At 63.3% G+C, this 24,049-nt stretch carries 16 protein-coding genes, 1 tRNA gene and 2 pseudogenes; 12 read left to right on the plus strand and 7 right to left on the minus strand.

Annotation, left to right across the window (positions count from 1 at the left end; translation table 11 throughout):
- The first annotated feature begins 2 nt into the window (after positions 1-2).
- The 3 genes from X730_RS138730 to X730_RS138720 all read left to right on the plus strand — a co-directional run bounded on the left by X730_RS138730 (position 3) and on the right by X730_RS138720 (position 2,806).
- Positions 3-1,001 (plus strand): ABC transporter permease, encoded by a 999-nt coding sequence (locus X730_RS138730; RefSeq protein WP_023672136.1) that lies wholly within the window; start codon positions 3-5, stop codon positions 999-1,001.
- Entirely contained in the window at positions 998-2,179 is a 1,182-nt protein-coding gene (locus tag X730_RS138725; RefSeq protein WP_031196756.1) for an ABC transporter permease, read from the plus strand. Before X730_RS138730 ends, X730_RS138725 begins: the two co-directional genes overlap by 4 nt.
- Positions 2,180-2,326: 147 nt before the next feature.
- Positions 2,327-2,806, plus strand: coding sequence for a class I SAM-dependent methyltransferase (locus tag X730_RS138720; RefSeq protein ID WP_023754929.1), 480 nt, complete (start codon positions 2,327-2,329; stop codon positions 2,804-2,806).
- A 15-nt stretch (positions 2,807-2,821) separates the two neighbouring features.
- Here X730_RS138720 and X730_RS138715 read toward each other — a convergent pair whose 3' ends face one another.
- Entirely contained in the window at positions 2,822-4,237 is a 1,416-nt protein-coding gene (locus tag X730_RS138715; protein WP_023685078.1) for an adenylate/guanylate cyclase domain-containing protein, read from the minus strand.
- 226 nt (positions 4,238-4,463) lie between these two features.
- On the opposite strand from X730_RS138715, the gene X730_RS138710 reads away from it, so the two are divergent.
- The 3 genes from X730_RS138710 to X730_RS138700 all read left to right on the plus strand — a co-directional run bounded on the left by X730_RS138710 (position 4,464) and on the right by X730_RS138700 (position 7,388).
- Positions 4,464-5,360, plus strand: a complete 897-nt coding sequence (locus tag X730_RS138710; protein ID WP_245261420.1) for a hypothetical protein — start codon at positions 4,464-4,466, stop codon at positions 5,358-5,360.
- A 136-nt stretch (positions 5,361-5,496) separates the two neighbouring features.
- Positions 5,497-6,015 carry a GNAT family N-acetyltransferase gene (locus X730_RS138705; protein WP_023672131.1) on the plus strand — a complete coding sequence of 173 codons (519 nt, stop codon included), beginning with the start codon at positions 5,497-5,499 and terminating at the stop codon, positions 6,013-6,015.
- A complete protein-coding gene (locus X730_RS138700) occupies positions 6,015-7,388 on the plus strand; it encodes a hypothetical protein (RefSeq protein WP_031197357.1) in 1,374 nt (457 codons plus the stop codon). Before X730_RS138705 ends, X730_RS138700 begins: the two co-directional genes overlap by 1 nt.
- A 20-nt stretch (positions 7,389-7,408) precedes the next feature.
- Here the strand turns inward: X730_RS138700 and X730_RS138695 are convergent, their stop codons facing one another.
- Entirely contained in the window at positions 7,409-9,169 is a 1,761-nt protein-coding gene (locus X730_RS138695; RefSeq protein ID WP_023827419.1) for an adenylate/guanylate cyclase domain-containing protein, read from the minus strand.
- Positions 9,170-9,459: 290 nt separating this feature from the next.
- Here X730_RS138695 and X730_RS01000000164830 point away from each other — a divergent pair.
- Positions 9,460-12,712 (plus strand): annotated as a pseudogene (locus tag X730_RS01000000164830) (adenylate/guanylate cyclase domain-containing protein).
- 19 nt (positions 12,713-12,731) lie between these two features.
- Positions 12,732-13,412: a redoxin domain-containing protein gene (locus X730_RS138690; protein WP_023672127.1), complete on the plus strand. Its 681-nt coding sequence runs from the start codon at positions 12,732-12,734 to the stop codon at positions 13,410-13,412.
- Between the two features lie 20 nt (positions 13,413-13,432).
- Here the strand turns inward: X730_RS138690 and X730_RS1000000165515 are convergent, their stop codons facing one another.
- Positions 13,433-15,655 carry an SAM-dependent methyltransferase gene (locus X730_RS1000000165515; protein WP_023827420.1) on the minus strand — a complete coding sequence of 741 codons (2,223 nt, stop codon included), beginning with the start codon at positions 15,653-15,655 and terminating at the stop codon, positions 13,433-13,435.
- 128 nt (positions 15,656-15,783) lie between these two features.
- Positions 15,784-15,858, minus strand: a tRNA-Gly gene (locus X730_RS138685).
- Positions 15,859-16,074: 216 nt separating this feature from the next.
- On the opposite strand from X730_RS138685, the gene X730_RS138680 reads away from it, so the two are divergent.
- From X730_RS138680 to X730_RS138665, 4 genes are all read left to right on the plus strand, one after another.
- Positions 16,075-16,572 (plus strand): prolyl-tRNA synthetase associated domain-containing protein, encoded by a 498-nt coding sequence (locus X730_RS138680; RefSeq protein WP_023687634.1) that lies wholly within the window; start codon positions 16,075-16,077, stop codon positions 16,570-16,572.
- Positions 16,573-16,652: 80 nt separating this feature from the next.
- On the plus strand, positions 16,653-17,660 hold the full coding sequence (gene trxA / locus X730_RS138675; protein WP_023685085.1) for a thioredoxin: 1,008 nt from the start codon (positions 16,653-16,655) through the stop codon (positions 17,658-17,660).
- Positions 17,661-17,771: 111 nt separating this feature from the next.
- Positions 17,772-18,443: an LON peptidase substrate-binding domain-containing protein gene (locus X730_RS138670; protein WP_023685086.1), complete on the plus strand. Its 672-nt coding sequence runs from the start codon at positions 17,772-17,774 to the stop codon at positions 18,441-18,443.
- 30 nt (positions 18,444-18,473) lie between these two features.
- The gene (locus tag X730_RS138665; protein WP_023827421.1) at positions 18,474-18,716 is read left to right on the plus strand and encodes a Trm112 family protein; all 243 of its coding nucleotides are present in this window, start codon (positions 18,474-18,476) and stop codon (positions 18,714-18,716) included.
- A 237-nt stretch (positions 18,717-18,953) separates the two neighbouring features.
- Here the strand turns inward: X730_RS138665 and X730_RS138660 are convergent, their stop codons facing one another.
- The 3 genes and pseudogenes from X730_RS138660 to X730_RS1000000168810 all read right to left on the minus strand — a co-directional run.
- Positions 18,954-22,226: an error-prone DNA polymerase gene (locus tag X730_RS138660; protein WP_023672121.1), complete on the minus strand. Its 3,273-nt coding sequence runs from the start codon at positions 22,224-22,226 to the stop codon at positions 18,954-18,956.
- Entirely contained in the window at positions 22,223-23,701 is a 1,479-nt protein-coding gene (locus tag X730_RS138655; protein ID WP_023736736.1) for a DUF6504 family protein, read from the minus strand. Before X730_RS138655 ends, X730_RS138660 begins: the two co-directional genes overlap by 4 nt.
- Positions 23,643-24,049: pseudogene (locus X730_RS1000000168810) on the minus strand (hypothetical protein); the annotation flags it as partial. The pseudogene X730_RS1000000168810 and the gene X730_RS138655, both read right to left, overlap by 59 nt.

The raw sequence follows: 24,049 nt of genomic DNA on the forward strand, positions 1-24,049 counted from the left end.
GCGTGCTTCGATATCTTGTCTGGCGCATCGCCGTGATGGTTCCAACGCTGCTGGTCATATCGGCGCTGGTGTTCACCATCATCGAACTTCCGCCGGGGGACTATTTCGACAGCTATGTCGCTGAGCTTCGCGCCCAGGGCGAAGCGGTGGATTCCGACCGCATCCAGATGATGCGCAAGGAATATGGTTTCGACCAGCCGCCGGTCATTCGCTACTTCTACTGGGTGGGCGGGATGCTGCACGGCGATTTCGGCTATTCCTTCGAATATGAGCTGCCGGTTCGCGACGTCGTCGGCGACCGAATGTGGCTGACCGTGCTGGTTTCCTTCGTCACGATCATCTTCACCTGGCTCATCGCCTTTCCAATCGGCATGTACTCCGCCACGCATCAATACAGCTGGGGCGACTACGGCCTGACTTTCTTCGGCCTTCTCGGCCTTGCCATTCCGAATTTCATGCTGGCGTTGATCCTGATGTATTTCGCCAACATCTGGTTTGGCACCTCCATCGGCCATCTCATGGACCAGCAATATCTCGGCGAGCCGATGAGCTGGGCCAAGGCGAAGTCGATCCTCGCCCATCTCTGGATCCCGGTCCTGATCATCGGCACCGGCGGCACGGCGAGCATGATCCGGCGGCTGCGCGCCAATCTGCTCGATGAGCTGCACAAGCAATATGTCGTGACCGCGCGCGCCAAGGGCCTGCATCCGTTCAAGGCGCTGGTCAAATATCCGCTGCGCATGGCGCTCAATTTCTTCATTTCCGACATCGGCTCGATCCTGCCTGCCATCATTTCCGGCGCCGAAATCACGGCTATCGTTCTGTCATTGGAAACGACCGGGCCGATGCTGATCAAGGCGCTGCAAAGCCAGGATATGTATCTGGCTGGGTCATTCCTGATGTTCCTCGCCTTCCTTACGGTCATCGGCGTGCTGATTTCCGACCTGGCGCTGGCGCTGCTTGATCCACGAATTCGTTTGCAGGGTGGCAGCACCAAATGAAGCAGGACTCGCCGCTGCCCGCTCCGGGTGCTCCACTGCAACACTACATTTCCGGCGCGCCCTTCGACCTGCAGTCGGTCGAGGCGATGACGCCGGAGCAATCGAAGGTCTTTCAGGCATCGCAGTTGCGGCTGATGTGGTGGAAATTCCGCAAACACCGGCTTGCGCTTATATCCGGCATATTTCTGGCAGTGCTGTATTCCGGGATACTTATCTGCGAGTTCCTGGCGCCCTACAATCTGCACTCGCGCAACATGGACTACATCTATGCGCCGCCGCAGCACGTGCATCTGTTCCACAATGGCGAGTTCGTCGGGCCGTTCGTCTATGGCCGCCAGATGACGCTGGATATGGACACGCTCAAGCGGAACTACATCGAGAAGCACGACGATGTTCAGCGGCTCCGTTTCTTCTGCAAGGGCGACACTTATCGGTTCTGGGGCCTGATCGAAGGTGACAGGCATTTTGTCTGTCCTGCCGAAAACGGGCAGCTGTTTCTGGCCGGCACCGACAGGCTGGGGCGCGACGTGCTCTCGCGCATGATCTATGGCGCACGCATTTCACTGACTATCGGCCTCGTCGGCATCAGTTTCAGCTTCCTGCTCGGCATCGTCATCGGCGGACTGGCCGGCTATCACGGCGGTATCTTCGACTTGATCGTCCAACGGATAATCGAAGTCCTGCAATCGATTCCCAGCATTCCGCTATGGCTGGCCCTGGCGGCGATCATGCCGATAACGTGGAGTCCGATCCTGATCTATTTCGGCATCACCGTCATCCTCGGGCTGCTCGACTGGACCGGACTGGCGCGAGCCGTGCGTTCAAAGCTTCTGGCCTTGCGCGAGGAGGATTACGTTCTGGCCGCGCAGTTGATGGGCGCGGGGAGCAGCCGCATCATCAGGCGGCATCTCATTCCCGGCTTCATGTCGCATCTGATCGCGACGGCGACGCTCTCCATCCCTGGCATGATCCTGGGCGAAACGGCGCTGAGCTTCCTCGGGCTCGGCTTGAGGGCGCCGATAACCAGCTGGGGCATCCTGCTCACCGAGGCGCGCAGCGTCAGCGTGATCGCGTTCTATCCATGGCTGCTTTTGCCGATGCTCCCCGTCATCCTCGTCATCATGGCGTTCAACTTCCTCGGCGACGGTTTGCGGGACGCCGCAGACCCCTACAAGTGATATCGCTGTTCCACCGCGCGGCCTGCCGAACACTCCACCCGGTATGACGCTTGTCGGCGGCCGGTTGCGTTATTGCAGCGTTCGTCGTTCGCCTCTATATGCGGCAAGCCTCGAGCGGGGTTGCTGGTTCAGGACATACAATCGCATATGAGTCGCCTCGACAGTTTCATCCGCAGGATGACCGCACAGCGCGACATTCTCGATCTTGTCTGCGCTGAGGTGGCGAAGATAGAAGGGCCAGTGGTGGAGCTCGGCCTCGGCAATGGCCGGACATTCCACCATCTGCGCGAGCGCCTGCCCGGACGCCGAATCGTGGCGTTCGACCGGGTGCTCGCCGCACACGCCAGCTCGATTCCCGACGCTGAAAATCTCGTGCTGGGCGAAATTCGCCAGACGGCGGAGAGGTTCATCGGCATCGACGCCGCCCTTGTTCATGCCGACATCGGCACCGGCTACGAAGATCGCGATGCCGTGACCGCTACCTGGCTTCCCGATCTGATTGCGCGCCTGCTTCGCGTCGGCGGCATTGCGGTCAGCGGCACGCCGCTGGATCACCCTCTTCTGCAACAGCTCCCGCCGCCGCCGCCGGTATCAGCCGATCGTTATTTCATCTGCAGGCGCGTGTAAGGGGCGGAGAAACCCTCAGGGGATCGTGTACACCGCAATCTCCCGCTCGATGCCGCGCAGCGATACCTCGTGCGGCACGGGCGTCAGCGCGTTCCTGTGCAACAGATCGGCGGTGAGATTGTCGTCGACCACCGCACGCGTGGCGAAGATCGCCTGTGCGTTGGCGAGGTTCTGGACCCGCGAAGCAATGTTGACCGTCTGGCCGAAATAATCCTGCCGCTCGTTCATGGACACGGCTATGCAGGGGCCGGCATGAACGCCGATCTTTAGCAGAAGGTCCTCGCGCCCGCTTTTGTCATTGAGCGCCCGCATGGCGTCGCGCATCCGCAGCGCCGCGGCAATCGCACGGTCAGGCGTCGCGAAGGTCGCCATCACCGCATCGCCGATCGTCTTCACAACCGCGCCTGCCTCCGCCGCGACGATCTCGTGCAGAACCTGGAAATGCTCGCGCACGAGATCGAAGGCTGAAAGATCGCCCACCCGCTCGTAAAGCTCGGTCGATCCGCGCAGATCGGTGAACAGGAAGGTCAGGCTGGTGATCTTCAGGCGCTGGTTGATGTCGAGCGTATCCGTGCGATAGAGATCCCGGAACGTCTGGTTGGTGAGCAGGCGCTTGGCGGTCACGAAGGGCCGGCGCTTGCCCAGGAAATCATGCAATACCGGGCAGGCGATGAAGACCGTCGGCAGCACGCGCGTGTCGGTCCTGTTTTCCAGCGAAATGCGCAATGGGCCGGGCTGCATCTCCAGCGTCTGGCTCTGGACATGGTCGCGGTCGAAGGCCAGAGAGAGGTTTCGCCGCTCTTTTGCCGGTTCGCCCTTCGCGTCGATGAACTGGGCCGAATGCGTGACCGGCTCGAAGACGATGATAAATTGGGGCGGAAGCTGGATGTGCAGAACCGCCTTTTCACCGGGCGCTAGCTCGATATCTTCCAGCGAGAACGCTTCCATCTTTTCCGCCAGATCCTCGTCCGGCAGATCGGCCCCGGACGCCCAGTAGATCTGGCGGTAATATTCCACCAACGGCAGTTCGTGTGGATTGTGGGCGGCAATCCTGCGCACACGGGGACTGACGGTGAATGTCACCTCGACCATCTCGTCGAGTGTCGGCGAATAGCCCTGGGAGCACAGCGCGCAGGTGTATTCGTCCTTCTGCATGGTTTTCAGCGTGGCGTTGGTGTCGAGCACGCCGCCACAGCCGGGGCACAGAACATTCCAGGAAATGTCGAAGATGCCCACCCGCGCCGCATGGAGAAAGGCGCTTATGGTGCGTTCCTCGTCGAGGCCATGCTTGCTGGCGAAGGCCAGCGCATTGATGCGGCAAAGTTCGCGGTCCTTGCCCTCGGCGATGGTTTGCCGGATTGCGTCGATTGCCTGCGGATCGACATCGGTCGATTGCCGCAGAAGCGAGAACAGATCCTGAGCTTCGGTCATCGTGCAGGCTCCGGAAATTGCGCCGCTAGAGCATGATGCCGAAAAGTGTGAAGCGGTTTTCGGACGACATCATCCTCTATTTCCTGATTTAGAGGCGGATTCAGATTTCAGGTCGGACAGACCTGAAATCATCCGGCTCTAGGCGTGTTGGCCGGACCGATCTTCGACCCGAACGCTCCATCATACTGCGAAATGAACCGTACGGCCATTCGAATGGACAAGCCTGGTGACAGGTCAATTTCCATTTGTTGAATTCCAAACTATGATAGCCCATGGGGCATTCATCTCTGGGGTTTTCTCCATGCCGACACGCGACAACCCGCCGTTTCCGGCGGCCCTGCGCCTTTTCTCGGCGGGGGTCATCATCGTCCTGATCGTCGGGGCCGGCCTGTTTTTCGCGCCTGCGCTGGTCAAGCCGCGCTGGCCCTGGGCCGTCACGCCGTTCAATGCCCGCTTCCTCGGCGGCTTCTACACCGCCGAAATGGCAGTGATGGCGGCGCTGCTGGTCTGGAATCGCTGGTCGCCCGGCAGGCTTGTACTGGTCATGGCCTTCATCTTCACCGTCATCGTGTCGGCGGCTTCGTTCATCAACCTTCGCTATTTCAACTTCGAGCGCAAAGCCCCCTGGCTATGGTTTCTGGTCTATCTTGCGTCGGCCGCTGTATCCGCGCTGTTCCTGTGGCGGGCAAGGGCCCGCCCTTCTGCAAAAGGCGTGATCTTAAACCCCGCATGGCGCGCCTACCTACCGGTGGAAATGACGATCCTCGGGGTCTACGGCGTCGGCCTGTTGCTGTTTCCCCTGACATTCGGTGGCTTCTGGCCATGGCCGATCGATGCCTTCCACGCCCAGGTCTACAGTGCCATCTTCCTCGCGGGTGCAGGCGGCACCTATCTCCTCTGGAGAAGTGCGCCGCGTGAGGAATTGCTGGTGCTCGGCCTGGCGCAGTTTCTGGTTGGCCTGCTTGCCGTTCTTGGCCTCGTCATCACCGACGCCGCCGTGCACCGGATCGACTGGACGGCGGCCGGGACATTGTGCTGGCTCGCCCTTTTCGGCTGGATCGGCATCAGCGGTATCCTCAAATTCTACGCCGCCCCCCGGCATTTTGCCGCGCAATCGGCATAGGTCGCAGAGACGGCTGGATTTTCAGGTGACGTCCGGTGCATCGTGCCGGGCATATTGCCTCTGTCCTTTGTTCTGACGCAATTCCGGACGGAAAACCGCTCACACTTTTCCTGGAATTGCTGTAGCCGGAAAAGCCATGACCAGCACGCCACCCCTAGAGAAAATCCAGCCGCAGCTCCGGGCCGTCCGGCCAAGCGATGCCGAGGCGCTTTGCGCTATCTTCAATATGCCGGGCTTCCGCTGGGGCACACTCAGGATGCCATTCGAGATGGTGGAGCAGGTGGAGCGGCGCATCGCCAAGTCCGGCCCGGAAACCACCTGGATCGTTGCCGAGTCGGACGGCAAGGTTGTCGGCCATGGCAGCCTGGTCGCGCAGGGTTCGCCGCGCCGCTCGCATATCGGCGAGATCAATATCGGCCTTGACGATGGTTTTGTCGGCAGAGGCATCGGCTCTGCCATCCTAGGCGCGCTGCTTGACGTGGCCGACAATTGGCGCGCCCTTAAGCGGGTCGAGTTGACTGTCTATGCCGACAACGAACCGGCCATCCGTCTCTACACAAGCCATGGCTTCGAGGTCGAAGGCCGGCATGTGAAGGCCGGTTTTACCGACGGGCAGTACCACGACCTCCTGAGCATGGCCCGGCTGCGGTTCTGATGACCACCGTCCCTGCCCTTGCCCCTCCGGTGGACATTTTGGCCGTGCTGTCGCTGCTCTGCCCGGAGGTCGTGCGTGACATCGAGCAGAACTGGAATGCACCGGTTTCCGATTATGCCCGCCATCTGTGGCGGCCGGTGGCAAGGCCTGGATCGGCCCCGTCGATTGCTGCCCGCTCGATCCTGCGCGACGTCCTGCAGCAGCGCCTCGGTGCGATCATGCAGCCTGAAGCGATCGGCAAGGCCCTCAACGAATTCGACCACAGACCGGTTATCCAGTCCGGCCTGCACTGCCTGCTTCTGATGGATCGCATCACCTTCGATGCCCTGCTGCTTGCCTGGCTCGGCGCGGTCGAAAACAGGCTGTCGGCTTTTTTCGGCTTCATGGGAACGACCATGACCATGGAGACAACCGGCCGGGAGGGGCCGGGATGGCTCGATGTCGGCGACGACAAGGTCAATTTGTTTGGCATGGGGCGCCACAAACTGTGCCGCAAAAGCGCCTGCGCGGCCGGTCCCGTCGCCCTCAACGGGCGCGCGCTCGAAACGGTGGGCAATGAGACGGATGCCAGAAGCTGGCTGGGCACGCTGCTTGCCAGCCAGGACAAGGTGTTTGCAACCGCCGCCGATGCGCTGACAGAACTCAACGAGGATCTGGTCGCCGATTGGGATCGTTCCGGCATGGCTCGGCCGGTTTTCATCGATGATAGGCTGGCCGCGACTGTCGTGTCGCGGCATCTGGAAGATGAAGGCAGCCTTCTTTCCAGGCTGCTCCTCGAGCCCGCAAGGCGCCGGCGTCTCGACCATGCCTTGCAAGAAGCCGCATCGGGCCCATTTGGCAGGTTCCTGCCCAATGCCACGGACTATTTCTGGGGCATCCGCGAGCAGCGCGTGCGCAAGCTCGTCCTCGAGAACGGGCGGCTGATCGAGCCTGACAGGCCGCATGGTCTTTCCATCCCGTTCGAGCGGCCGCATCTCCAGCAGGCACTGCTGGACGGCCTGCTTTTGCCGGACTTGTTCCTGATGTTCCTTGCCCTTGCCATATTGCCGCGCGTGCGGGTTGTGGGCGGCCTGAGACAGATTGGCTATGTCGCGCTTTTTCACTCGATCGTGCTGGCTGCGCTTGATGAAAACGCGCCAGAAGAGCGCGATCTGGCCGCCGAGCTGCAGGTTCGGGAAAATGCCTGGGGCATGCGGGTCATCGATGAACAAATCTCGGTCCGCGAGCAGCTTGCCGGACTGCCGGAAGGGGCGCTGTTCCCGGACCTGCTGCGGCAATACCGGTTGCGGACATTTGCCGAGACGACCGATGACCTGAAACCGGTTCGCGAAAACGCCCGATGGCGCAAGATCGGCCGGGCCTCAGGCCTCTGACCCGGCCGGGCTTTAGCCCGTCATTGCACCACGCCGGCCTTGCGGAGCCCCTCGACCATGAGTTCGAAATCGGCAGGGTTCTTGTAAGGCAAGACTTTGCGACGGTGTTCCAGCGAATAGGCGGGATTGACGCGAAGCAGGTCCTGCCATGCCGCATGGGCCTGCTCCAAACGGCCCAGATGGCCGTAGCATGCCGCCAGAAGCGCACGCGAGACGTCGGTGACAGCGTTGCGAGCCAGCCGTTGCAGCAAGAGGTCGACGGCCTCTTCGTACCTTCCCAGTTGAAACGATGCCAAAGCCTGGAAGTGCAGAAGCACATCCGGAAAGTATGGATTCAAGGTCTTTCCCCGGGCGAAACTCTCTAGCGCCTCCGCGGGTCTACCCGAATAATACAGCGCCTCGCCGCGGGCGACGTGCGCTTCGGCGAAGTTCGGATTGAGGGCTATCGCGCGCTCGACCTCGCCGATGGCTTCATCATGCCGTCGTGTGTAAAGCTTGGCCGATGCCAGCGCCCAGTGCGCCCAGGGATCGCTGTCATCCAGCGTTACCGCTCGCGTTGCTGCCTCTTCCGCTTGCGCCATCGAGTCCAACGCACCCCACCTGTTGAGGTAATCGAGCCCGTGCGTGAGGGCTAGGAAAGCGTGGGCAGAGGCAAATTTCGGGTCCAGTTCGATGGCCCGCTGCAAGAGCTCGCGGGCCGCGACGTTCGTGTCCTTCGTCAGCCGGTGCCACAGCTCCCGGCCCCGCAGGAAACAGTCATACGCCTCCGGGTTGCGCTGGTGTTCGGGCGCCAGCCGCAGACGGTCATCCTCGGTCAGATTGAGCGCCAGCGCACCGACGATGTGCTGCGTCACGTCATCCTGCACGGCGAATATGTCGGTCAGATCGCGATCGAACCGCTCCGCCCAAAGATGGCCGCCTGAAATTGCATCGATGAGCTGCGCGGTGATGCGTACCTTGTTCCCCGACTTGCGTACGCTGCCTTCAAGGACATAGCGCACGCCGAGCTTCGTGCCGACATCCTGCACATGGACGTTCTGGCCCTTGAAGATGAACGACGAATTGCGAGCGATGACGAAGAGCTGTGACAGTTTGGACAGCGCCGTGATGATGTCTTCGGAGATGCCGTCGGCGAAGTAGTCCTGTTCGGCATCACCGCTCATATTGGCGAACGGCAGCACGGCGATCGACAGTTTCGGCGGCGCTGCCGCAGCCGGAGGGCTCGTCGGGGTTTGCGAGGTCACGACCTTGGCCCCGGCGCCGACCTGCAGCGAATACACCCGGATCGGCTCGGCGATGTTCTTGAGCTGTGTGCTGCCGAGATCGCTGACCGAGAGGTCAAGCCTGGCCTTGACCTGGCGATAGGCATCCTCGGACAGGCAGATGGCGCCGGGCGCCGCAACGCCCTCCAGACGCGAGGCGATGTTGACGCCGTCACCCATCAGGTCGCCATCGCTCTCTTCGACCACGTCGCCCAGATGGATGCCGATCCTGAACTCGATGCGGCGCTCCTGCGGTACGCCGGCATTGCGCTCAACCATACCGTTTTGAATCTCAACGGCGCAGCGCACGGCATCCACCACACTGCGAAACTCAACCAGCGCCCCATCTCCGGTACGCTTGATAACCCGCCCGTGGTGCACTGCAATGATCGGATCGATCAGGTCGCTGCGCAGTGCCCGCAACCTCGCCAAGGTACGATCTTCGTCCGCGCTCGCGAGCCGGCTGTATCCGACCACATCTGCAGCCAGGATTGCGGCCAGCTTACGGTTCTCGCTCATGGGTCGCCTCCTCATCTCCATCATAGCAGGAAGACGGCGGGACGAGGGAATTTTCGCAAATCACGGCCACGCAGCCGCCCGTATCGGCAGTGCTCCACCGCCGAACCCAGACCGATGCCCATTTGCGCTGCCGCTTGCCGGTTGACGACTATCGGTTCATCCTTGTGAATACCCCGGCCGTGACGAGCGTGGCGAGATCACGCGTCATGGCCCAAGGTCAAAGAGATAGAGCATGATGTCGTCCGAAAACCGCTTCACACTCTTCGGCATCATGCTCTGGTGAGGTGTCCATGAACTGCTCGGGCTGCGGTTTCGAGATCGAGGGCGGTTACGCCTTCTGTCCGAAGTGTGGCCGCCGCCAGCCCGTGCCATGCGCCAGTTGCGGCTACGCCTGCGCACCTGATTTCGAGTTCTGTCCTAAATGTGGGGCAAGCGTCGGTGCGTCCGCAAAAGCTGCCGAACGGCCTGCTCCGACACCAAGCCGCACCATTGCGCAGCCCTCTCGAGCTCCATCGCCGAACATCGAAAGCGAAGAGGGGCCGCATTCCGTCTCCGACGCCGATCGACGAACGGTAACGGTGCTGTTCGCCGATCTCTGCGGCTTCACGACACTCAGCGAGCAGCTCGACCCCGAGGTCATGCAGGCGCTGCAGAACGAACTGTTCAAGGAATTGACGGCGGCCGTGCAAGGCTTTGGTGGTTTCGTCGACAAATTCATCGGCGACGCTCTGCTCGCCTTGTTCGGTGCGCCGGTCGCGCATGAGGACGATCCGGAACGTGCGCTTCGAGCCGCTCTCGACATGATCGCCCGGACGGCGCGGCTCGGTGAAAGCACCCGCCACTCCGGCTCGCCGCTGCTGCTCCACATAGGCATAAACACGGGTCCGGTCGTTACTGGCGGATTGGGCATCGGCACCGCCAAATCCTATTCGGTGACCGGCGACACGGTGAATACGGCGCAACGCCTGCAATCGCTGGCTGCACCGGGTGAGGTGCTGGTGGGCGAACTCACGCACAGGCTGACCCGGCATGCCTTCTCGTACGAGTCGCTGGGCGATGTCGTCTTTCGCGGCAAGGCTGGCAGTGTGCTCGTCCACCGACTGGATGCACCGCTTGCGGCGCCGCGTGCAGCGCGCGGGCTCGAGGCGCTCGGCCTCAGTGCGCCCATAATAGGTCGTGATGCGGAGCTCAACAGAATGCTGGCGAGCCTTGACTTGGCGTGCGGCGGCTCGGCCCAGCTTGTCCGCCTCGTCGGCGAAGCCGGTATCGGGAAGTCGCGGTTGGTGAAGGAGTTCGTCGCCCGCGTCGGCGACGAGGATCGTTTTCGCAACGTCGCCGTGCGGCAGGCCACGTGCTCACCGCTGGGTGAACAATCATTTGGCGCCCTGGGTGCAGTGGTGCGCAGCGCTGCCGGGATGATGCAAAACGACAATGGGGACGAAATGCGGGGCAAGCTCGCAGCCTTGCTTGCCGATCTCGGCCTGCAGGGCGAGGAGGCGAAGCGGCTGATGCCTTTGCTCTACCATGTGCTTGGCCTCGGCGACCCCGATGCCACCTTGCAGCATGTCGAGCCCGAGCAGCTGCGGCGGCAAATTCTCTACGCGGTCCGCACAATCATGGAACGGCGGCTTGCGTTGTCGCCGCTGTTGATTGTCGTCGAAGACCTGCACTGGGCCGACTCCGTCTCGCTCGAGGCACTGCGTTTCGTGATGGACAGACTGGAACGCACGCGGCTGATGTTGCTGGTCACGCATCGTCCGGCGTCGGACAACGACCAACTCGACTCAAGTCGGGTCAGCCACACAGCGCTCAGGCTTTCGCCGCTCGACAGCGATGACGGACGCCGCCTGGTGGCGGCGCTTTTCGGCGAGAGCTGGGTAAACGCCGCAGGAGGGCTTCTCGACCAGATCCTCGAGCGCGCGGGCGGCAACCCGCTTTTCTTGGAGGAGATCGTTCGCGGCCTTATCGATCGCGGTGTATTGGTGCGCGAGGGCCAGCAATGGCGGACCGTGGCAGGCGAAGTCGCAACCGGCATCCCCGCCACGATCCAGGCAATGTTGCTTGCTCGCGTCGACCGGCTGCCGCAAGAGGTGCGCCGGTTGGCCCAGGAAGCCGCGGTAATCGGCCCGCGCTTCGATGCCACGCTTCTGAAAGCCGTGGCAGCCGACCCCGGCCGACTGGAAGCGGGCTGCGAACTGCTTTGCGATGCGGAAATCATCGAGGAAGTTGCCGGATCAGGCTCGGTCTCGTCGCAAAGCTACCGCTTTACGCAAACATTGCTGCAGGACGTGATCTACCAGAATCTGCTCCTGCAACGCCGGACCGACATCCACCGCCGGGTAGGTGCCGCCCTGGAGCAACTGGGCGGCGACAAGCCGGAACGGTTCGAGGATCTGGCCGTGCTCGGTCATCATTTCGCTCAGAGCGCCGAGCGGGAGAGGGGCGCGCATTACCTGCAGGCGGCGGGAGATCGCGCTGGCATGATATACGCCAATGACGACGCCCTTCGTTTCTACGAGCGAGCACTGATTGCGTTGGGCGCGATCGGGCAAACACCGCTCAAACTGGCAATTGCAGAGCGCATTGCGGATTTGAGCGGCCCGGCAGGCCGCCGCGAGATTGCACACCGCCACTACGAGGCGGTGCTGCAGGCCTATCGCGAGTCAGCCGATCGTGTCGCGGCGGCGCGCGTTTTGCGCAAGATCGGTCGGCTGTTTTGGGACGTGGGCAAGCGGGACGACGCGGAATCGCGCTACGCTGAAGCGGCAGCGCTCCTCGATGGAGCGGATGCCCCGATCGAGCAGGCGCATCTCTGGCAAGAACGTGGCCGACAGGCGTTCCGCAGCGGAGATCACACTCTCGCGGCAAAATGGGCAGACGCGGCGCTGGATTGCGTACGCTCTCTGACAACGGAACATGTCTCCGATGATGCCACCCTCGTGACCGCCGAGGCACTTAATACCAAGGCTGTTGCGCTGGCTCGCCTTGGGCGAAACCATGAAGCCGTGCGTGAGGTTGAGCGCAGCATTGAATTGGCCGAAGCCGCCGGTCTGCTGGGCGCGGCCTGCCGCGGCTACACCAATCTCGGGGTGCTCTACACGANTGGCCCCGTTCGCCACCTTCCGCGCCAATCGTATCGTCCCCGGTCAGGCGCGCCTCCTCGCCAATCTGGCGGTAGCTTGTTGTACTTTCACGGATCGCTGTCCAACGGAGGGCGTGCCTGCTGCCGAGAAGGCCATCGAGATTGACCGGGCGCTCGACCAGCGCGAGCACCTGCCAGTGCCGTTGATCGTGCTTGGGCAGATCCACCAGTGCAACGGCCATCCGGAACTGGCGATCGGCTTGTTCCACGAAGCACTGGAGGTAGCCCGCGAAACGGGCGAGCCCCAACTGCTGTTTCCGTGCTATGATGGACTCGCAACGCTTAATCTCGACCTCGACAATCTGGCCGAGGCCGAACGCTACTTTTCCCTGGCGCAGGGTATATGCGCCCAGCACGGGCTCGACCCGGAAGCGCTTGTGGTGCTGCCTTTTCTCGACTAGCCGGGATAGGGGGTTGGACATGTCCGCGCCTAGTGGATTGATACCGCTTCAACCGGGCGACCGGGCGCCGAACCTGATACTCGACGCCATTACCCAGGAAGGCAAGATTGCGCTTGACGACTTTCGCGGGCAAAAACCGGTGCTGGTCGGCCTGTTTCGAGGTCTGCATTGTGCGTTTTGCCGGCGCCACATCGCCGCTCAGGCGCGTCTCGATCCGGAGCTGCGCGAAAAGGGCGTGGAGAGCCTGACGGTGGTCAACACGCCGATCGAACGGGCGCGGCTCTATTTCCGCTACCATCCAATGCCGAACCTGCTTGCGGCGTCGGACCCGGAACGCGCTTCACATCGTGCTTTTGGACTGCCCAATCTCGAATTCACCGAGAACGAGACGAACTGGCCGTACAAGGTCGCGATGGCAGCGGCACAGGACATGCGGGTCGACATACCTGGCGAATTGCCCGGTCCCATGGATCCGATGACAGCCGCCGCAATCCTCGACAAGAAGGACCACTACGAACTGACCGAAGCCGACGAGCAGATGATGGCCACGGGACACGGACAACTGGTTGGTCAGTTCCTGCTGGACCGGCAGGGGATCGTCCGCTGGAGCTTCACGGAGGTCCCGGAGGGTGGGCGATACATGTTTGGCGCCCCAAACCCGAAGGAGCTGATGTCAGCCGTGTCGCAAGTCGCCCAATAATGAACTGACAAGTTCACCGTTTATCCGAGCACGGCCTCCACAGTGGCGACAAAGTCATCGAGCGAGCGGTCGCCGCGAATCTCGATGCGCGGAAGGTCGATGAGATCGCTATGGAGGTCCGCCGGCCCGTGCCTGCGGCCGAAGCCTACTCGATAGCCGCACTCCCTAGCCAGCCGGCCAAGCCGTCGGTCGGTGACGGAGAAGGGCGCCGCGAACGCCCTGGTTGGCCGGCCGGTCCAGCGTTCGATGAACAGACGAGAGCGCAGGAGCTCGGCGGCCAGGTCAGCGCTCGACAGACCATCTATGGCGCGATGCGTCGCCATGTGGCTGCCGAAGAAGGCGCCTTCGGCAGCGAGGCGTCGCACCGTCCCGGCGCCCATAAGCGGCGTCGGCGGACCGATGTCGGTGTCCCACTTTGCACTTTCGCCCACCAGGTCCGTCACCAGGAACACTTCCGCGTTCAGGTCGTTGGCGCGCAAGATCGGCCAGGCATGGTCGGCGAAGTTCTGGAAGCCGTCATCGAAGGTGATGAGCACCGGGCGGCCGACGAAAGGCTGACGGTTGGCGATGGATGCTTCCAGCTGCTCGGAGCCAATGGCGTGAAAGCCATTGGCGCGCAGCCATCCCATCTGGCTGGCGAATGCGGCGGGCGTGAGCCGAAAGCGAGCGAGCGCGGCCGGACCTTCATCGGCAACGCCGTGATACATGAGGACAGGGATATGCTGGCGCTGCTCGTTACGTGCGACGTCGCGGCGCAAGGCTCGCGCCCCACCCCAGACGATATTTCGCGCGACGCCGATTTCGATGGGCGCGCGGATCGGCACATGATCGATCACCGGGTCCGTCGCCACATCGCCCGGCGATAGGCGGCGGAAGCGGTCTATGCGGTAGAGCTCGGTCTGGATCGATTGCTCGAGCACCAGGCCTTCGGTCCCTGCCAGCGTCTCGGAGATCGCCTGGGCACCGAATGTGTTCCAGTCGAAGCCCGTCTTTTCGACATTGTCACACAACACGAATGCGTGTGCGCTGATGAAGCTGCCGCCAGGCGCCAACGCCTCGGCGAATTTCCTGGCGATGCGCCGTAGCTCGGCGAGGTCATCCAAGTAGTAGAGCACTTCCGAACAGACGATCAGATCCATCTCACCCGGCAGCGTGTCGGCAGCGAAATCGAGTACGCCGAACTCGACATTCGGCTGATCGTTGCATCGGGCGTGGGCTCGCCCGACGGCTATGGCGGAAATGTCGGTTGCGGTCAAATGGCCGACGCGAGGCGCCAGCTGCCGCGTGAAGTGGCCCTCCGCGCAGGCCAATTCAAGCGCCCGCCCGATGGGACCGGGAGGCAGGATTTCGAGCTGGCGCTCGTATTTTTCCTGCTCATAGGACGAACCGTAGTTCCACGGATCTTCGGTCGCGAAATAGCTGTTCCAGAACGCCGTGCGATCCTTGTCGTGCTTGTCCGCGACCCGTGCGCGGCGCGGCGCAACAGGCTCTGACGGTTCAGCGCTCGACCGAACCAGGTCATGCGCCTGTGCGGCCAATTGCGCGAGTTTGCCGAAGTGGCTGTCCGGATCGGGCTCGCTTCCCGCCATGGTTAACGATGTCTCGGCTGCAGGCGTGTTTGACGTGGTCGCGCCGGCGCCCTTTTGCGGTGCAGGCGATCCTCCCGCAAGCCGCTCAGCAGGCACTACATCCAGGATCAATTCAATCCAATGATCGCTTGTCACCGTCCCGAGTGCGGCGAACAGCACGACAGCCTCGATCCGGCCATCCAGCATCAGATGGGCATAAATCTGATCGATGCCCTCCGGCAGTTTGGTCGCGGTCGGGTTGCGAGCGTCGACGCGAATTCCGAGCGTTCGCGCCAGCCTGCGCGGCGTGGCAAGATCGTCGGGTTCGAGAAGCATTTGCTCAAGCTGGTACTGGACGCGGCGAGCCGCTGCGGGATTGTCCCAGACCTTGCCGAGTTCGATGATCAATGCGGTGGTTGCGCTGCCGAAGCTGTCCCACCGGGCAGCCAGTTGCCCCGGCACCGAAAGGCTTCCTGCCACAAGGCCATCGAAGATCACCTTGGCGATCTCACGCGCCCACTTGCGTCCCGCCGGCAGCGCGCGCAGGGGCTGCGGGTCGATCGAGCGCGAGCCTGAGCCGCATTCGGACGCGGCGTTCCGCAACGCCAGCCAAGCAAGCGCTTCGGATGCGGTGCCGCCTTTCGCCGAAATTGAACCCGAGGGATTGTGCGCCACGCCGTCTTACCTGCGCCTGGTTCTGAGGGAGAACAAGTGTCCCGCAACGCGCTTACATCGCCGGTCTGGAAAAAGCAAAAGGCGCCCCGAAAGGCGCCTCTTCATCGCTTGATTCCCCTAGAGGAAACTGGAGCGGGTGAAGCGATTCGAACGCTCGACCCCAACCTTGGCAAGGTTGTGCTCTACCCCTGAGCTACACCCGCTCACACGGCCCTTTGGCCGCAAGCCGGGCCTATATGGCTGAAGAGCGCGGCGATTGCAACAGGGAAATGACGGGCTTTTTGGTCGCGCCAAATCGCTTGGCGGAACCTTGTCGGCCACGCGGGTGGTTCATCGACTTCCCGCATGACGGTCTTGTCTCGGCGGCATCATTGGCCGTAAACGGCTTTGCCGCGCGCCGATACAGGGGAAGACCACCAATGCCGAAGACCGAAGCCGAGCTTTTCGCCTTTCTTGCCGATCTCGGCATATCAGTGTCGACCGTGCGCCATCCGCCGCTCTATACGGTGGCCGATTCGCAGTCGCTGCGCGGCGAGATACCGGGCGGGCACACGAAAAATCTGTTTCTCAAGGACAAGAAGGACAATTTCTTCCTGGTCAGCGTCGGCGAGGAGGCGGTCGTCGACCTGAAGCAGATTCACACGATCATCGGCGCCGCCGGCCGGGTGTCGTTCGGCAAGCCGGAGATGCTGATGGAGCTGCTCGGTGTCATTCCGGGCGCGGTCACCGTGTTCGGGCTGATCAACGACACCGAAAGACGGGTCAAGGTGGTGCTCGACCAGGATTTGATTGCACATGCGACAGTCAACGCGCATCCGCTGACCAATGAGGCGACGACGTCGATAGCGTCCGCCGACCTCATCAGATTCGTCGAGGCAACCGGACATGATGCTGCTATCTTGAAAGTCTCGGCTTGATCGCCACATGGATGGCGAAAACTGACCTCTAGTTAAGGACGTCGCGCTGCTCCGCTGGGCGCGATCGGAAGGGCGACGACATGAGCGACAACAACAATCCGTTTGGCGGCCAATTCGGCGGCAATTCTGGCCAGTACACCACGTCCGTGCAATATGGCGGCGCCGAGCCGGCCAAGTCGGCACTTGGCCCGACACCCGGCGCAGCACCTGCCGCTGGCGAGCTGATCAAGGACACCACGACCGCCACTTTCACCGCCGACGTCATCCAGGAATCGCGCAAACAGCCGGTACTGGTCGATTTCTGGGCGCCGTGGTGCGGGCCCTGCAAGCAGCTCACACCGCTTCTGGAAAAGGCGATCAAGGCCGCCGGCGGCAAGGTCAAGCTGGTCAAGATGAACATTGACGATCATCCCTCGATCGCCGGCCAGCTCGGCATCCAATCGATCCCGGCGGTCATCGCCTTCAAGGACGGCCAGCCTGTCGACGGCTTCATGGGCGCCATCCCCGAGAGCCAGATCGCCGAGTTCATCACCAAGGTCGGCGGCAAGGGCAATGGCGCGCCGCCCGTCGCCGAAGCACTGGCCGCGGCGGCGGAAGCGCATGCGGCGGGCGATGCGCAGACCGCAGCCGACATTTACGACGCCATCCTGGCGCAGGCGCCGGAGACGATCGAGGCGATTGCCGGGCTGGGCGAGCTTCTGTTCGAGGCCGGCGACAGCGACGGCGCCGAGGCGCTGCTGGCAACGGCGCCGGAGGCCAAGAAGAATGCGCCGGCACTTGCCGCGCTGCGTGCCAAGATGACGCTGGCTGCGGAAGCGGCAGCACTTGGCAATCCAGCTGAATTCGAGCAGCGACTGGCCGCCAATCCCGGCGACCACCAGGCGCGTTTCGACCTCGCCATGATCCAGAACGCCAAGGGCGAGCGCCATGCGGCGGCCGACAATCTTCTGGCGATTATAAAAGCCGACCGGACGTGGAACGAGGACGGCGCCAGGGCGCAGTTGCTGAAACTGTTCGAGGCCTGGGGCATGACCGACGAGGCGACGCTGGCGGCACGGCGCAAATTGTCGTCGCTGCTGTTTTCCTGAGCCGTTTGCCGGCCAAATTGCCGGGGCGTGGCTGTCGGGCCTTGCGGTCGGCGGCCGCCGCGCCAGATTAGGCCGATAACATCGCGCCCGAAGCGGGTCGGAGGAGTGAAGGTGCAGGTCGGAAACGCATTTTACCGGGTCGGCAAGGATCTGCCGGCAACCATTCCGGTGTTTCCGCTTGCCGGCGCGCTGCTGCTGCCGGGCGGGCGCATGCCGCTCAACATCTTCGAGCCGCGCTATCTGCAGATGGTGGATGAGGCGATCGCCGGCGCGCGGCTGATCGGCATCGTCCAGCCCAGCCTCAATGGCGCGTTGCGCGCCGACGGGGAGCCGGAACTGTGCAATGTCGGCTGCGCCGGGCGCATCATCTCGATGGCCGAGAGCGGCGACGGCCGCTATCTGGTTTCGCTGCAGGGCGTCTGCCGTTTCCGCATCACCAGCGAATTGCCGGTGAAGACGCCTTTCCGGCAATGCAAGCTGGCGCCGTTCCTCACCGATCTTGCCGAAGACCAGGCGGCAAGCGAGGTCGACCGGCCGGCGCTGTTGAAAGCGTTTCGCGCTTATCTGCAGGCCAACGATCTCGAAGCCGATTGGGAAAGCGTCAGCCGCGCCGAGAACACCATGCTGGTCAATGCGCTGTCGATGATGGCGCCCTACGGACCGGCCGAGAAACAGGCGCTGCTGGAGGCGCCCGACCTGAAAGCCCGCGCGGAGACGCTGATCGCCATCACCGAAATGGCGCTGGCGCGCGAGAATGAGGACTTTGGCTCCAGCCTGCAATAAGGGCTGAGCCGATGGCTGAAGGGGGATCCAATGGCTGCGGATGGGCGTGACGGCAAGTCGGTCAATGTCGATCCAAAATTGCTGGAGCTGCTGGCCTGCCCGCTGACCAAGGGGCCGCTGGCCTGGGACCCGGGGCGCGGCGAGTTGATCTCGCGGCTTGCCAAGCTCGCTTATCCCGTGCGCGACGGCATCCCGATCATGCTGCCCTCGGAGGCGCGGACTATTTCGGCGGAAGACGTGCTGTCGCCGCCGCGATTGGGTGGGCCGGGCTGAATCAGAGCGTCGCTGAAGTTTGCTGAAGGCTGGCGGGACAGCGCCCTGAAGTCCTGCCGGACATCTCCCCCACAAGGAGGGAGATTGCTTGTCGCTCCCGCTTCGCCAGTCTTTATTGTTGAAAAATTGGCTGGATGGCGAAGCCGCCGATCTCCCCCAAGTGTGGGGAGATGCCCGGCAGGGCAGAGCAGGGCGCGAAGGATCATCGTCGCTTCGCATTCGATGAATAAGCTGCGCCTACTGAAAATTCCGCCCCTTGGGCATGACCCTTTCAGCTTTGTCCGAGAGGGTGGCAATGTCGGGCCGGGCAGCCGGCGTCATCTCTTCCAGCAGCACCGTCAGCCACGGCGTCAAATCCTCGATCTTTTCGGCGACGATGTGGATGACGTCGGATTCCGACTGCAGCTTGCCGGTGACCTTGACGAAGCGCGCGCCCATGACGATGGGCCGGAAACGGGTAAAGGTCCGCTCCCAGAAAATGACGTTGGCGACGGCCTTGTCGTCTTCCAGCGTCAGGAAGATCGCATTGCCCTTGCCGGGCCGCTGCCGCACCAGCACCAGGCCGGCGACCGAGACCCGCCTGCCGTCGCGCACCGAGCCGAGATTGGCATTGGGAATGACGCCGGCGCGGTCGAGCCGCTCGCGCAGGAAGGCGACCGGATGCGCCTTCAGCGACAGGCCGAGCGCGCGGTAGTCGTGGATGACGTGCTCGCCGAGCGGCATTGTCGGCAGTTTTGTCTCGGGCTCGAGTTCGCGCAGCCGGATCGCCGGCTGGTCGAACAGCGGCAGCCGTTCGGCGGCGCTCTTGCCATCCAGCGCGCGCACCGCCCACAAGGCTTCACGACGATCGAGGCCGAGCGAGCGGAAGGCGTCAGCCTGCGCCAGTCTTTCGATTTCGCCGACATCGAGGCCCGAGCGCAGCCACACATCCCTGACGCTTGTATAGCCGGCGCCGCGCCGCGCGGTGAAAGCTTCCATACGCTTCTCGGCCAAGCCCTTGATCTGACGGAAGCCAAGCCGGACGGCGTACCGGGTCTTGATGACACCGCGCATTTCGGCATGGCGCCCCAGGATGCGGCCCGGATCGAATTGGGCTTTCTCCAGGGTGCAGTCCCAGTCGGAAAAATTGACGTCGACGTCGCGGATATCGACGCCATGGTCGCGCGCGTCGCGCACCAGCTGGGCCGGCTGGTAAAACCCCATCGGCTGCGAATTCAGGATCGCGGCGCAGAACACGTCGGGATAAAAGGTCTTGAACCAGCAGGAGGCATAGACGAGCAAAGCGAAGGAGGCGGCGTGGCTTTCGGGAAAGCCGTATTCGCCGAAGCCTTCGATCTGCTTGAAGCAGCGCTCGGCGAAGTCCTTGGTGTATCCCTTGCCGACCATGCCGTCGATCATGCGCTGGCGGTAATTGCCGATGGTGCCGGTGCGCTTGAAGGTGGCCATGGCGCGGCGTAGTTCGTCGGCTTCGCCGGGTTTGAAACCACCGGCGACGATTGCAATATTCATCGCCTGTTCCTGAAACAGCGGCACGCCGAGTGTCTTCTTGAGAATAGCCTCCAGCTCTGGCTTTTGATATTCAGCCGCTTCCTTGCCCTGCCGACGGCGCAGATAGGGGTGCACCATGTCGCCCTGGATCGGGCCGGGCCGCACGATCGCCACCTCGATGACCAGGTCGTAGAATTCGCGCGGGCGTAGACGCGGCAGCATCGACATCTGCGCGCGCGATTCGATCTGGAAGACGCCGAGCGTGTCGGCGCGGCAGATCATGTCGTACACGTCGTTCTCTTCCGGCGGCAGGGTGGCCAGCACATAGGGTCGGCCGTAATCATCCCGGGCCTTCGGATAATGGTCGGTGAGCAAGGTGAAGGCGCGCTTCAGGCAGGTCAGCATGCCAAGCGCTAGAATATCCACCTTCAGGATCTTCACCGCGTCGAGATCGTCCTTATCCCACTCGACCATCTTGCGCGCCTCCATCGCCGTCTTGACGATGGGGACGATCTCGTCGAGCCGGTCGCGGGTAATGACGAAGCCGCCGACATGCTGCGACAGATGCCGGGGAAAGCCCATGATCTCGTTGGCGTGGGCGATCACGTGACGGGTCGAGGTCTCGTTGCGGTCGAGGCCGCCGGCATGCGCCTCCTTCTCGCCGAGCTCCGAGGTCGACCAGCCCCAGATCGAACTGGAGAGCGCAATGCGGACATCGTCCGACAGGCCCATGGCCTTGGCCACCTCACGCAGCGCCGAGCGGCCGCGATAGCTGATGACGGCGGCAGCCAGCGCGGTGCGCTTGGCGCTGTATTTGGAGTAGATGTACTGGATCACCTCCTCACGCCGCTCATGCTCGAAATCGACGTCGATGTCGGGCGGCTCGTTGCGCTCCTCGGAAATGAAGCGCTCGAACAACGTGTCGATGCGCTCGGGGCCGACCTCGGTGATGCCGATGCAGTAGCAGACGATCGAGTTGGCGGCCGAGCCTCTGCCCTGGCACAGAATGCCCTCATTGCGGGCGAACTGGACGATGTCGTAAACGGTCAGGAAATAGCGCGCATAATTCAGACGCTCGATCAGAGCGAGCTCCTCACTGATGCGCTGCAAGACGGAAGCGGGGACGCCCGCCGGATAGCGCGTGGCGGCCCCCTCCCTGGCCAGACGCTCTAGCTCGGCCTGCGGCCCAAGCCCTGATTGCGTCGGCTCGTCGGGATAATTGTACTGGAGGTCGCTGAGCGAGAAGGTCAGTTCGCCGGCAAAGCGCAGCGTCTCGGCCAGCGCCGGTGGATGGCGGCGGAAGAGACGGGCCATTTCCAGCGGCGGCTTCAGATGGCGCTCGGCGTTGGCCGTCAGCTCCAGCCCGACCTCGGCGACCGGCAAATTGAGGCGGATGGCGGTGAGCACATCTTGCAGCGAGCGGCGCTCGGCGCTGTGATAAAGCACGTCGTTGGTCGCCATCAGCGGCACGCCGGCGATGTCCGCCATGCCCGCCGCCTGCTCGATGCGGAAACGGTCATTGCCGCGATAATCCGGCGCCATGCCTAGCCGCAAATTAGCGCCGAAACGGTCTTTCAGTTGACGGACCAATGCCAGGGGATCGTCGGCATTCGCCGAGAGATCCGGCAGCACCGCCAGCGACAGCAGGTCGCCCCATTCGAGCAGGTCGCTGCGCTGGAGAAGGGTCGCGCCCTTCTCGTTTTCATCGCGCAAATTGGCTTGCGTCAGCATGCGGCAGAGATGGCCCCAGCCCTTGCGGTTCTGCGGATAGGCGAGAATGTCCGGCGTGCCGTCGCCGAACACCAGGCGGCAACCGGGGTGATAGGCGAGCTTCTCGACCTTGGCCTGCTGCCAGGCGCGCACGACGCCGGCCACCGTGTTGCGGTCTGCCAGTCCGATCGAGGAAAAGCCGAGGAATTTGGCCGCCACCACCAGCTCCTCCGGCTTGGAGGCGCCGCGCAGGAAGGAGAAGTTCGACTGGATGCCGAATTCCGCATAGGGGATGACGGTCAGCGCGTTCATGCGAAGACCCCATGCATGAACCAGCGCGGCGGCACCTGCGGGTTGCCATAGAGGCCTTGCCGGTAGAGCCAGTAGCGGCGGCCGTCGGCATCCTCGATCCGGAAATAGTCACGCGTCGATGTGAGCGGATCGCTTGACGTTTCACGCCACCATTCCGGCGCGATGCGTTCCGGCCCCTCGGCGCGCGCGACCCGGTAGAGCGCGCGGCGCCAGCGGAAATTCATCGGCGGACCCTCAGGCATTTCGGTGGCCGGCACCTCGATCGGCTCGGGCGAACGGAACAGCCGGATCGGCCGTTCCGGCGGGAAGATGGTTGCGCGCGGCGCGTCTTTCGAGCCCGGCTTCCTGAGCGGTGTTTTGCGTTGTGGCGCTTCCGAGAACGGGATGGTGGCGATGGCGCGCTCCGGCAGATGGCTCTCGAGGGCGACCGGTTTCAGCACCGCACTGTCGCCGAGCCTGGCGCGGATGCGGTCGGCAAAGAGTGCCATGTCGGCGCCGTCATCCTCGGTCTCGCCGGTCAAATCGGCCTGCTGCATGTCGAAGCCGGCGGCCGCCAGCACCGAAAGCCGCACCAGGTCGAAGCCGTAGCCGGCATCGATGTCCTGTTCGAGCGCGGCCAGCCGCTCATGGAACAGGCGCTGGATAAGCTTGGGTTCGCGCAACGGTCGCGAGGTACCGACAGCGATGCGGCTGACGGCGCCGTCGACGCGAAACAAAAGCAGCGCCAGCATCCTTGCGCCCTCGCCGCGGCGTTCGAGATCGGCCTTCAGCGTCACCGCCAGCAAGAGCACCAGCCGTTCGATCTCGGCGGTCAGCACGACCGGCTCGGCCAGGTGGCGTTCGACCGAAAGCGGGGCCACGGGCAGGCGCGGCGATACCGCCTCGTCGAGACGGCCGAGCGCCTGGTCGAGCCGCAACAGCAAGGTCGCGCCGAAGCGACGGGCGAGCGGCGCGCGCGGCGCTGCCATGATCGCGCCGGCGGTCCGCAGGCCGACGCTTTCCAAGCTGGCGCGGATATCGGCTTCGATGCGCAGTGCCGCCAGCGGCAAGGGGGCGAGCAGCGCTTCCTCCTCGCCGGAGACAACGATGCGGTTGCCGCAGAAGCGCGCCGCCGCCCAGGCTGCACCCGGCGTCGCGGCCAACCCGGCGCGGACATCGAAACCCTGCTGGAAAAACCGCGCAAGGATGTCGTCCAGCATGGCGCGCTCGCCGCCGAACAGATGCGTGCAGCCGGTGACGTCGAGATAAAGGCCATCAGTACCGTCGAGCGCCACCAGCGGCGTATAGCGATCGCACCAGTCGGCGAGGCCTTCGAGCAGCCGGCGATCGGCGTCCGGATCGGCCTCGACGATGTCGATCGAGGGATGCATGGCGCGCGCATCGGCAATGCCCATGCCAGGCTTCAGATGCAGCGCCTCAGCCCGCTCGTCGAGGGCCGATATGCGCTGGGCGTTGCGGTCGCGATGGCTGATCACGAGCGGTGGGTGAGATGGCGGCAGATGATCCGAAGGCCGGGAACGCCACGACCGTCCCAGGCGCTGGCGCAGGATCCGTTCTGCCGCCAGATGCGGGAACCACAGCGACAGAATTCTCTGCCCGTTTTTCGCGGGGCTTTCTTTCTTCGAATGCGTGTTCATCGGGATTCCACTCCAGTGTGAATTGTCCAGGCAGAGCGGTGCGGCTCTTGCCGATGCTGACGGTGAAGGCAGGCCGGCCGATCGAGCCGGCGAGCGGCCCGGCGATCGTCCGGCGGCTCGCCGCTGGTGCAGCCGACACGATGAGGCGCACCGGGGCGGCGGTCGGCTCGGCTTCGCCGGCCTGGC

Origin of the sequence: Mesorhizobium sp. L103C131B0 (assembly GCF_000502275.1) — a bacterium.
GTDB lineage: Bacteria > Pseudomonadota > Alphaproteobacteria > Rhizobiales > Rhizobiaceae > Mesorhizobium.